Origin of the sequence: Streptomyces sp. NPDC051664 (genome assembly GCF_044453545.1) — a bacterium.
Taxonomy (GTDB): domain Bacteria; phylum Actinomycetota; class Actinomycetes; order Streptomycetales; family Streptomycetaceae; genus Streptomyces.
Map to the genome: position 1 here is coordinate 1 of NZ_JBITCU010000067.1, position 12,628 is coordinate 12,628.

2 protein-coding genes are annotated in these 12,628 nt (G+C 63.3%); one reads left to right on the top strand and one right to left on the bottom strand.

The features are described from left to right. The coding region (locus ACIA8E_RS40735) for a lonely Cys domain-containing protein (protein ID WP_399306983.1) at positions 1-11,864 on the bottom strand (11,864 nt) is incomplete at its 3' end. Between the two features lie 475 nt (positions 11,865-12,339). On the opposite strand from ACIA8E_RS40735, the gene ACIA8E_RS40740 reads away from it, so the two are divergent. Then, on the top strand, positions 12,340-12,628 hold a 289-nt coding region (locus ACIA8E_RS40740; RefSeq protein WP_399306985.1), incomplete at its 3' end, for a hypothetical protein.

Sequence of the window (12,628 nt, forward strand, 5' to 3'; positions counted from 1 at the left end):
GTCACGGTGCGGACCAGGCTGGTCAGGGCGGCGTGGTCCAGCGGACGTATGGGGCGGCTGTTGATCTGTGACGGAGCCGGCGGGTTGGACGCGGCGGCTGTGCGCGGGGGCGTCCGGAGTTCTGTGGGATTGGTTTCCTGTCGAGTCCCGACCGTTGGCCGTTGCGTGGCCGCTGGCGGAGTGGTGCCTGTCGCGCGGGTGGTCGTATCGGTGCCGTTCTGCGCAAGGGTGACTCGTGGCGGCAGTTGACCTGAGCGCACGGCAGCCTGAAGAGATCGCTTGCCGACGGGGTTTGTGATGGCGTTGCTGGTGTGGGTGTCGCCTGGCGGGAGTGAGCCGGCGGGAGTCAGGTGAGGGATGAGGGTGGCGAGGACCCGGTCTGCGAGCGGGCTGCCGGCCGGGTTCTCGGGCTGTGTGCTTTCGCCTTGAGCAGGCCCCGGTCCCGGCACCGCGAAGGGGCGTGTCCCCACAGGCATGGCCGATGTGGGTTCGGTCTCGGCCGGCAGGTCCTGCGGGGGCGTGCTCTGGGTGAGGTGGGTGAAGTCCCGGAATGCTGTGTACACGTTGTTGTCGGTGGTTGTTGCAGTGACGGGGTTTGCGGGCGCGTCATGGACAGCGGCCGGGTCGGGACCGTATAGGCGTTCCAGGAGCGGCAGCAGTTCTCTTTCGTTGGTGCGTACCCAGTCCGGTCCGTTGAAGCGGTCACGGCCGGTCATCTTGTCGACGTCCTGGTTGACGCCGAGATAGGCATTGGTCAGCTGGGCGAAGTACTCAAATTCATCGGTGGACGAGTAGTTGTCTGCCTCTTCCCCGTCCAGGTCTCGGCGTATTCCGTCCGGCCACTGAACGTCGGGTCCCAGACGCCGCTTCTCCTGATACACCCGGGTGATCAGGGCCCGGTCGCTTGCCGACAGGCCGTCCTCATGAACGAGGTGAGCGATCTCATGCGTCGCCGTCGAATAACCGTCCGCGTAATGAGACACCCGCCCGATCGGAGTGTCCTCCCCCAGAAGATTCTCCTCCGCGATCCCGGCCACCAACCCGACAGCCGATCCACGCAACTCATCATTGGGCCGGCCAGACAGCGGATCCCGCCCTCCATGCAGACCCGCGAAAGAACTGACCTTCGTGAGCGCAACATCCTGCGGCACCACCACCACAGCCGCACCCGCCTTGAGCAGCCGCGCCGCAACCTCAGAATCCTGCATCATCCGCGTCACCTGCGCATACGCCTCCCTACGCGCAGACACCGGCCGCGACACCTGCTCCGGAACCACCACCAGCAACCGCGCCGCCACCCGCGCGAACACATCCCCCGGCAACACCACCCGCAACCCGTCCACCAATGACACATCCGACGCCAGCCACCGCCGGTGCTCCGGACTCATCCTCTCCAGCGCATCCACCACATCCGACCCCGGCAAAGCCAGCAGACCCGCCACCACCACACCCGAATCCGACGGCTCCACCCCCCGGACAACAACCACCTCACCACCCTCAACACCCCGACCCGAAACCACCCCCACCACATCGCCACTCAAGGGCACGCGTCGCACAGCCCCACCAGAAACCAACCCCTGCACCGCCTGGATTGGAGGTTGTGGGAGCGCTCGCGCACGGATCGCTTCCTCCGGAACGTTCTCCGCATTCCTGACGGAACCTGAGGAAATAGGAACAGTCGTGTGCAGTGGCTGGTCTCCCTGGGCGGACCCGTGGGCAGTGCGCTGTGGCCTAAAACCTGTCGGGAGTGGTGCGTGCTGGGCAGCCAGCGAATGCAGGAGATCAAGGAAGTCATCCCGCCTGTCGATGTCGGCGCCGTATTCATCGCGGAGCTGGCGGACCAGTGTCCTTGTCAGTTCGACATGCTCGGGTTGGTAGCCGTCGTAATAGAGCGACCGGGTCAGGTATTCCAGTGTGGCATTACTGGGCTCGGGACGGAACTTGCGCCACTCACCGGGCGAGCCATCAGGTGCCTCTTGCAGAGTCATAGTGATGGGATCCTCGGGACCCGGGAACCCCTGGCGGAAGACGGCGACGGGCGTCGTGGGTGCGAAGACGGTGCGTCGGGTGGAATCGGCGACCTCCTGCGCCGTGTTTGCGATCGAGCCTGGGATGCCGTCGGCAAGCCGGGCGGCGGTCGAACAGCTGAGCAGCACGATCGGAGCATCCGGGTGCAGGCCCTGCACGCTCGGTCGACGACGTATTAGCGCGCCGACCTGCCTACCACTCGCGAGGAAACGATTATCGTCCCGCAGCCTCAGCGTCATGTACGTGTTATCCCCATGTGCAGCAAAGAAGTATGGTTGCGGTCCATACAGCCATGGCACCGGCTGCTCGCTGCCCGCAACCCGCTCCCCGCCGTCGATTCTCTGCGCATCGTATTTTTGCCGCATGAATGTATTCAGACGCCCCAGAGCCGGATAGGAGGGGTCGCGGATGGTCCAATGGAAGTCTGTAAAGGAGCCGCGACCGATGACCAGACCGGTGGGGTCGACGATGGATTGCGTGGCCACCTCGCTGTCCGGCACCGTGTAGAGCGGACCATTGACCGCTACCCGCCCCTCTATGGCGCCGTACTCGGTGGCCGGTCGCAGATCGTCCGAGAGAGATGGGAGAGAGAGGATCCATCGCCCTGCTACCACCGCCGTGCGATCGACAGAGAGACCAGGGGCCAACCGAACGTGCCGGGTGTCGAAGTCCGGCATGAGGCTGAGGCTGCCGGAGTAGGACCAGACCTGCCGCTTGGTGGCTGCAGCGACCATGCGAGGCAAAGTTAGGCCGCCCGCTCCTGTGCCCGATCCCGCCAGTACTACCGCGGTGTCCGGCGGCAGTTGTGCGAGGACGCCATCTTCGGCGAGCAGTTGGGCGAACTCTTCATGCGTCAGGTGCAGTTCCTTACCCTGTGCGGGGCGCAGGACGGCTCCGCCCGGCCAAGCGTCGGCCAGTACCACAAACGGATGCGGCGCTTGATTGCCCGCCCATGGGGCTGGCACCATTTCGTCGTTTTCGGCCTGCGACCTGTATTTGGTTATCTCGGGGCCGATCACCCAGGTGACGTCCAGGTCCAAGGTCTGGGTTACCTGGCTCGCCCAGTCGCGGATCAGGTCTCGGTCGTGTGACTGTGGCGGAACAGCTGAATCGGTGCTGTCTGCGCCCGACAGCCCGGCGTGCCGTAGGTGGAAAGATGCCAGCTCCCCAACTGTCCCGGGGACGTACGTCTCGGCGGAGTGGCCGGTGGCCCTGGCGTGCTCGTCGGCAGCGGCGTAGATCAGCGACAACAGGTCCTGCCGGTACGCCGCGGTGTACAGGCTGGGATGCAGGTGCAGCACAGCGCGGATCAGATGGTCCACATGCCGGCCGAAGAATTGTGGATCACTTGCCCACAGCTGGCCGATCACCATCGACGCATCGACCGATGTCGCTCGAAGCGCCCCTGGGGCGATCACACCGGACAACTGGTCCGCGAAGCCGACTCTGATGACCACACTCCGTTCAGGGGCATCCTCCGCGACCCCTTCGGCGACGGTGACGTTGACGGGACCCCACACCTCGGTCCCTGTCTGGAACGGCGCCAATGCTTGAGCCAGTTGGGTGTTGAAGAGTTCGCCAAGGGCAATGGCCCACGCATGGCTGCTCAGTTCGTCCTCCGAGGTGACAGCCGTACCACGGGAGATGTGAACACCGATGCCCCGCCAGATGTCGTCGCTGGGGAACGTCACCCAGTCTGCAACCTGGCGTGCCAGGGTGCCCACCACCGCCCAGGTGTTCGCCGTCTCGATCTCGGGATACACGGTCGACACCGGGGGGATCATCAACTCCAGGAGCGAGGCCGGCCTTCCGTAGGTCGGCACGGGCCTTCCCTCGGCGTCCAACCAGATATCCGTCATGCCCGTGGCCGGGGGTAGCACAGCGTGTTCCTCAAGGCGGGGGGAGGAATCGCCGTCCGGTCCTGGATTCGTCAGAGGGGCTCCGGTGGGCAGGCCGCTGCCGACGGCCCGCTCCGCCTGGGGATTCCCGGTCCGCTGCTGTTCCTCGGCCGCGTTATGGAGGGGCGCGCTGGATAGGGCGCGGAATGTCCGGTTGGAAAGGTCTTGCCCGGAGGGGGCGGGAGTGGGACGGGTAGCGAGGTATCTCTTGGACGCGAGGACCAGAGGATCGGTTTCCGAGAGCTTGGGTGAGCCCTTGCTGTATTTTCCCCCGTTGCCAAGCCAGCGGTAATCGTTGTTGGAGCGGGTTTCAGCGATGCTTAGGAGGACCGGGACGATCCCGTTGTAGGTCGTACCTGCGTATGTGTGGTCCTTGAGGTAGGTGTAATAGAAGCTCAAGCCTCGGCTGCCGCCGGTGAGATGCATATGCAGGGACTGGTGGAGACCGTAGGGCTCGTCGCGTGGTCGTAGTGTGCCCTGAGCCAGCCTTTCCATGGCCTCTGCCGCTTCGGGGTCTTTGAGCGGGGCGGCGGGGCTGTTGTCCGGAACGATGTACTGACCGTTGAACAGGCCGTGCCATGTGCTGGGTTTGTGCGGGAGGATGTTCGCCTCGAGTCGGCTGGTCTCCTCCTGCTGCGCGCGGTGTTCGTCGAGGGCCCGACGGTGGGCCGGCTCGGCCGCCTCCAGTACCTGGTTGTACCTGTGCTGGGGCAGGGTGCGGCCCGCTTGCCAGAGGTAAGCGGTGAACCCGGTCTTGTGGTCCGGGGGGACACCGGTGACCTTCAGGTACTGGTAGTAGGTCTGGTATTTGAGGTCGATGAGGACATCCGTCCAGTCCTGGATCGCCTCCTGCAGGGCGATGGTCTCCCGCGGTGCTGCGTGCAGCACGGTGCGGACGTCGGCGTGTTCCAGCGGACGGAGCAGCTCGGTGAGGGTTTCGGGGTCGTACTGGGCGGCCAGTCTGTCGAGGAGTTCGCGCGCCTGCCCGTCGGGAAGGGCCCGCACCTTGGTCAGCTCGGTCAAGTCCTTCCACAGCGGGTCGTCCGCACGCTGTGGTGCGCTCTGCTGGTGCCGGTTCTTGCTATTGCTGGTGGGCGTATCGATGGCCTGCTCACGGCGCTTGCCCTTGGAGGGTTTTCCTGCCGGCCGGTCCTCCGGGCGTGGCCGGGCTCCACCCGTTCCGGTGTTTGACGGTTCGGAGGCGGGAGCGGTGAGGGCTGCGTGGAGCGAGGCACCTGTATGTGTGTGGGTGGCAGCGGTGTGTGTGCGAGTGGCTTCCTTCAGGCGGGCGCCCAAATTGGGGAGGCTGATGACGTCCTCGAGGAGGTGCGGTTCGGACATCAGGGCACCGGCGGCGGCGCGGTGGCTGGACAGTGCTGAGACCGCTGCTGGTGTGGTCAGCAGGGTCTGTAGGACGGGGCGGGGGATGCGGGGGGCGCTGGCCAGCAAGTTGGCCAGGGCGGCGTTTCTGCGGTCCAGGGCCCGGCCGAGACCGGGGATGCCCTCGGCCATCACCGCGGCGAGGTCGGGCTGGGCCGCCAGGGCCCTGGTCACCGGGCCGCTGCTGATGTTGCTGGTCAGGGCGGCGACCAGCGACCGGTCTTCTGTGGCCGCGGCGAACAGCTCCGGCGTGGCCAGCAGGATCTTCCACAGCTGGGGCACCTGACCCAGGACCTTGACCAGGTGGGGGCTGTGCCGCAGGGCCGGAACCGCCTGTTCCCAAACGTTTTGCCCCGGGCGCAGGCCGTCCGGAAGCGGGGTGAAGAACTCGGGGTGACCACGCAGGAGGTCGAGCACGTCGGGGCGGTCCGCGAGCAGCACCGCCAACGGCTGATGGGAGTCCATTGCCTGCACCAGAGGCAGCGACTTGGGGCCGGTCGTGGCCTGGAGCAGCTGTCGATTGGCGAAGACCACCCCCAACAGCTCCGGGCTGGACGTCAGAATGTTCAGGGCCCTGGAGTCCGAGAGAAGAATCCACGACGGGTAGAATCCCGACCGCGGATGTGCGGCAATCTGTTGCGCGAGCCCGGGGTGGTCCGCCAACACCTGCCTGACCTCCGGCATTCCAGCGGACCGCAGCATGTCCGGGCTGCTGACCAGCGCGCCAAGCTGGCCGTTGACCTCCGCATCGGACGTCTCGGCATTGTTCCAGAACGAGGCCAGCACATTTGGCAGCCCCTGGTGCGCCCTTAGGATTTCTGGCACCCAGTGCTTTTCCGACACCGCCCGCGCCATCAACGCGGATCCGCGCAGAATCACGCGGAAGCTGCGATGCGAGTCCATCAAGAGATTCGCGTTCCGGTAGAAGACCCCTATCATTTCCGGCTGGTAGGCCAGATCCTCCAAGAGGTAGGGGGCAATGTTGAACTGGGAATTGGCCATAAAATCGGCATAGAGTTTGTCATTCTCACCCATCGCTTTCCGGAATATTTCAGGGCCATGGTAGAGGGCAGAGAAGCGGGGGTCTTCCTGGCCCAGACGCAGGACCCCCGGGCGCCTGATGGCCAGATTCCGCCACACTTCACCCTTGTTCGGATCCTCGAATTCCCTGATGAATAGGGAATTGGTGGAACTGAAACCCGGCAGCTCCGCCAGCGCGGCAAACACACTTTCCTCCCCCGTCCTTTTCTGCCAGTCTTTAACGACTGTCTTCGCCTTCTTGGCACCCACAAGAGAAATTCCGGTGGCGGTCAGCCCCCGTCCCACCTCGCCTACAGCAACAGCTAGCTGGTCAGGCCCGAGAGCCGAGGCATCCTGAAGAGAGGACCCTTCCGCCAGCATGTCCAGAGCCGCCGGACGCGACAGGAAATTCAGCAGCAGATCCTTGTTCTCCGTCAGCATCGTCAGAAGATCTCGGGAGCCGGGCTCATTCAGCTTGGCCATGGCCTGATCTGCTTCCAGCAGCACGCTCCAATGGGCCGCCGAGATATTCGAGTAGGGGCGCTGCAGCGCCCGCCACAGCAGGGGATAGGCGGTGGCCGCGCTAGTGGCCACTAGCTTCTTCACAGCATTTTCCGCTGCGGTGTTCATTTCGAGGAATGTCGCCAGAGCCCCGTGGTTGGCCATCAGCGCCTCGTCCAGCCGGCGACCCTCGTCAGGGTCCTCATACACAGGCATGAGGTTGATAAGCTGTGTTGTCCTCAGCCAGGCAAGGCGGTGGTCGGTGCGGATCCTCCGGAAAATGGAGTCACCCGCTTCCGGGAATGATTTATAAGTATTGACAATGAAATCATTACTCTGGAACTGCGAGAAAATGGGGGAGCTGGCCAGCAGTGCTTCGTACACGGCGGTGGGCCGCTGCATGCCGTTCTCGTCCGTGTGCCATGCCCTGTCACTCATGAATCTCAGGTTGTCCAGGGCCCAGACCGCGTTTACCGCGAGATGGAAGCGGATGGGCTCGTGGCGCAGGGCGGGGCGCAGTACGTCGCGAGCCAGTTTCTCGGTGGCGCTGTCACCGGAGGTGATCTTCGCGCGCAATATTTCGACGTATTTTCGGGTGCCGAGGAGGCGGCGGACTTCATGCGGCCACAAAGCCCTTTGAGGGCTTGATCTGTTCAGCGAGGTGACGTAATCTCGCAAATTCGGATCTGCGTTCTCCAGAAGCTTGACCACCGCCGCGTAAATTCTCTGCGGCTCAGTATATTTAACATAGTCTCGCCTCAGCGCTTCGGACAATTCGCCGGGAACCCCGGATTTCAACGCCTTGGCAAGGAGACTGGGGAATTGAGACAGGGCATGGGCCAGATGGGGGTTGTTGAAAGCCGCGGTGAGCAGCTCCGGGCGCGCCGCCAGAGCGTCGGCCAGGTCAGGGATGTCCAGCAGGATGTCCTGCAGGTCCGACCTGTAGGGATGAGCTTCGTCGTTCTGCATCCCCTCGAGCAGCGCCCTTGCCTCATCACCGTTCGGGTTGGCGGCAGCCTTGTCTGCGACGGTTTCCAGTAGGGCGGGGAGCTGCACCAGGATGTGCATCTGGTTCCCGTGAAGATGCAGTAGATCCAGCAAGACATCGTCATACAGGACCCGGCGCAGCAACACCTGCGAAACCTTGTCCGGATAATAGCGGAGGATCGAAACGAAGGGCTGCCGCGGAATCAACCGCCGCAGGAAATCAGCTCCCTCCCCGACAACAATCTCCCGAAATGTTTGTACCCCGCAAATTGCCAGCGCCAAGTCGCGGGCATGTGCGGCAGTTTCAATTTTTTCTCGGTCATCATTAAGGAAATTGAGCACCATCGGACGCCACAGGATTCCCTTAAGTGTCTCTTTGCTCCATCCCGTGAGGGTTGTAGGATCGATTCCGCTCTCCAACGCCCCGAGCACCATTTCCGCGGCTGTTTGGTCTGCTTCAAGCGATAGGCGCCCAATGGAGGATTCGGCAAGAAAGTCCAGCATGTGGCGGGGTCCTTCCGCCGTTTTTGCATTGGACAGGACTTCGAGGATCCACGGAATACTGGTGGCCATCTCCAAAAGTTCCGGACTTTTTACCAAATGGGGAGTAGTCCGCTGCAGAGTGGGCATAAGGAAAGAACGTACGATTGGGTCGGGAAACTTCGCCAGTACGGCCCAGTAGAACTCTGCGAGCTTTTGGGAAACCTGCAGCTCTTCACGTTCGAAAGATCTGATGATGAGCTGTTTCACCAGTCTTGTGCCTTCAAGAGGTGCGCTCATTCCCGCTTCCTCGCGGGCGATACGGGCGGCTTCTATCACGTCGTTCAGATCAGCGGTGTAGACCCCGCGGCTCGCATCGGCGGCTTGCTGCTGGCTGGCATGTGACCCGTTGGGTCCACCGGCCGCCTTCTGGCTCGTACCGGCCGTGCTGGCGGTCTTCTTGGACTTCGCACCGCTAAGTGGTCCGGGACGGGTGCCGGCTGACATTGCGTCGTCGTTCACGGGAGGCCGTCGCACGGGCTGGGTGGAAGGCCCCAGTGCCGGCTGCATCGCTGGTGGTGATGCGTGTCGCTGCCCCGCAGCGCCGCCACCGACCATCGGGTGGGCCGGTGCAAGGGCCCCAGCAGCCGATGTGGGTTCGGTCTCGGCCGGCAGGTCCTGCGGGGGCGTGCTCTGGGTGAGGTGGGTGAAGTCCCGGAATGCTGTGTACACGTTGTTGTCGGTGGTTGTTGCAGTGACGGGGTTTGCGGGCGCGTCATGGACAGCGGCCGGGTCGGGACCGTATAGGCGTTCCAGGAGCGGCAGCAGTTCTCTTTCGTTGGTGCGTACCCAGTCCGGTCCGTTGAAGCGGTCACGGCCGGTCATCTTGTCGACGTCCTGGTTGACGCCGAGATAGGCATTGGTCAGCTGGGCGAAGTACTCAAATTCATCGGTGGACGAGTAGTTGTCTGCCTCTTCCCCGTCCAGGTCTCGGCGTATTCCGTCCGGCCACTGAACGTCGGGTCCCAGACGCCGCTTCTCCTGATACACCCGGGTGATCAGGGCCCGGTCGCTTGCCGACAGGCCGTCCTCATGAACGAGGTGAGCGATCTCATGCGTCGCCGTCGAATAACCGTCCGCGTAATGAGACACCCGCCCGATCGGAGTGTCCTCCCCCAGAAGATTCTCCTCCGCGATCCCGGCCACCAACCCGACAGCCGATCCACGCAACTCATCATTGGGCCGGCCAGACAGCGGATCCCGCCCTCCATGCAGACCCGCGAAAGAACTGACCTTCGTGAGCGCAACATCCTGCGGCACCACCACCACAGCCGCACCCGCCTTGAGCAGCCGCGCCGCAACCTCAGAATCCTGCATCATCCGCGTCACCTGCGCATACGCCTCCCTACGCGCAGACACCGGCCGCGACACCTGCTCCGGAACCACCACCAGCAACCGCGCCGCCACCCGCGCGAACACATCCCCCGGCAACACCACCCGCAACCCGTCCACCAATGACACATCCGACGCCAGCCACCGCCGGTGCTCCGGACTCATCCTCTCCAGCGCATCCACCACATCCGACCCCGGCAAAGCCAGCAGACCCGCCACCACCACACCCGAATCCGACGGCTCCACCCCCCGGACAACAACCACCTCACCACCCTCAACACCCCGACCCGAAACCACCCCCACCACATCGCCACTCAAGGGCACGCGTCGCACAGCCCCACCAGAAACCAACCCTTGTTGAACCGTGTGAAATTGAGCCAGATTCGCTACTGACAATCGAGGCCGATTTTCAGCAGGAAGTCTCAGCATTGCGAAGCGATACGGTTCTATGAGATTATATATTTCATGCTGATGAGAAGGAGTGACCAGAGTATCGGTTTCGAGATGCAACACCCTGCGGACCAGTTCATCAATATGACGGTAGGAATACTCCGGATCAGCACGCCGAATCTCTGCAATGATGCGTGGCGGATTGATTTCTGAAGGCTCGTCGAAAAAGAGCTGCGTCTTTCGGGGATCCGTACCGATGATGTGCACGGAAATACTTGCAGCTCGCTGATGCTCGGGACCGGTGCCACCGGCATAGGGCAGGGGGTTCCAGCCCAGTCCTTCTTGCGTCACAGTGAACCTGTGCATGGTCAGGTCGGTGGCCCGAGCTCCAGGAGACCCGAGATGAAATCTGATTCGTTCCTGGATAAATTTCGCTGCGGCATTCGCACGTTCGAGGCTTGTGGAGGTGGCTCTGTCTGCATTGAAACTTTTATTCGCGTACCCCATGACCTCTATTCTGATTTCGTCATCAGACGAAAGTGGATACGAATAGACCAGACGGTTCACGATGTCACCGGCCAGATCATCGATGCTGGACATGGCTGCTTGGGAAAGCGCCTTTTGCTTGTGTGCGAAATGCACGAATGTGGGTGAGGAAAGATCTTCTCTAGACCGCGGCCAGGGTGTGCCGTAGGCCCACTCGACGCTCTGGGTGGTGGTGTTCCAGGTGCCGGTAAGCCCCGTAGTACTGTCCAATACCCGTACGATCGCAGACGGCTCGATCCGCGCAGTGAAAACCACCTCCCTTTCTGGTCGCGGCAGGTAAGGAAAGGCATCAATACCGGAGAGTTCCATATCCACGCCCGTGGGGTCGAAGTTCCGCCACGGTTCAATCTCGTAACGATATCTACGCCGATTGTGCCAGCGTTCGCTGTCATGCGTGGTCGATACAAACGGGGACCGTACTTCTCCGAATACATAGTCGTTGAGGTTGACTCTTTTCTTTGTGTCGCGGGCTGGAACACCATGAGTAAAAACGTGTTCCGGTTGCATTGGGTTGAAATGCCACAGTGTTTCGTATGGGTGGCTTTCTATCAGTGGGCGCTTCTTGTCTTGTGAGGTCAGGAGTTGGTAGTCGACGGCTGGGGGGATGTCCGTGTCGGGTGCGGTGTGTGTCGTTGTTTGGGTGGTGGGGTAGTGGGTGGTGGTGGGGTGGGCGTGGGGGGCGTAGGTCTGGGCTATGTGGCTGAGGTGGGTGGTGGTGAGGGTGAAGCTGGTGGGGTCTGCGTGGTGTTGGACGGGGCCCATGATGCTGTCGGCTGTTGTGTGTTTGGTACTGGTGAGTTCTTCGTGGTTGGGGTCGTGTTGGCCGGTGGGGGTGGTGTGGTGATTGCGGTCGTCTGGGATGCCGAGTCCGTGGAGGAATTCGTGGACGAGTGCGGCGGGGTGCGCGTCGGTGAACCAGGTGTTCTGGTTCATGCGGGCAGGGAGGCCAGCGTGCACGGTGACGGTGTTGTGGGCCGTGTCGGAGGTGGTGGTGAACTCGACGCTTACCCGTAGTTCGGGCGGTGTTGTGCTACGGGTGAAGAGTGCTAGGTCGGGGAGAGGGTGCTGGGGTGCGTTGATGTAGGTATGGAGTCCTTCGGCCAGGGCGTCCTGGACGGTTTGCAGACTGGCGGAGGTCAGGTCGTCTCCGGGTGTGAGGTGCAGACGGCGCGTCAGCCACAGGACGGGCGGCTTACCGGTGCCGCTTTCGTACCACTTCCAGTCGTATCCGACGTTGGTCAACTCGCCAGACCGGGGCGGGCGGGTCATGCGCCAGGGAGGGAGCTGGTCCTGCCCGGGACGGTCCTCTCCGGTCCTGGAGGTGAGGACGAAAGGTTCCGGTCGCGGGGAGTGTTGGTCGTTGTTCTCCAGGGGGCGCCACCGGTCGGTGCCTACCTGGCCGGATCCGGTCAGGTGGTAGCCAGGGAGTTCGGCCGGTGCCTCGGCCGGCAGGTCCTGCGGGGGCAAGTACTCATTGCCGTCCCGCCCCCGCCCCTGTTCTTGCCCCTGTTCTTGTTCCTGCCTCTGTTCTTGCTTCTGCTGGTTTTGCTGGGTGGTGGTTTCGGGCTGGTTTGGTTCGGTGCTGGGCTCTGGGGTGGGGGTGCTGGTCTCTGGCTGGCCGGGCTGCGGGGTGTCTGTGCTGGCAGGGCTCGTGGTGTGTTCAGTGGTGGCCGTCCGGACGGCACCGCGTCCGGACGTAGCCGGACGATCTCCACTCGTGGGCGTAGCCGTCGTGGTCCTGCCGTTGGTGGTGGTGGGTGTTGCTGCACCGGGGATGGCGCTGTCTGACGTGCTCACAGCGGCCGGCGCGGGTGCGGGTGTGCTGGTGGTGGCAGACGGCTGGGCCGCACGCCCGCCCACACCGGACCCCGTGGTGCCGGACCCCGTGGTACTGGTCGTGGTCACGGTGCCGGACCCCGTGGTGCCGGACCCCGTGGTACTGGTCGTGGTCACGGTGCCGGACCCCGTGGTGCCGGACCCCGTGGTACTGGTCGTGGTCACGGTGC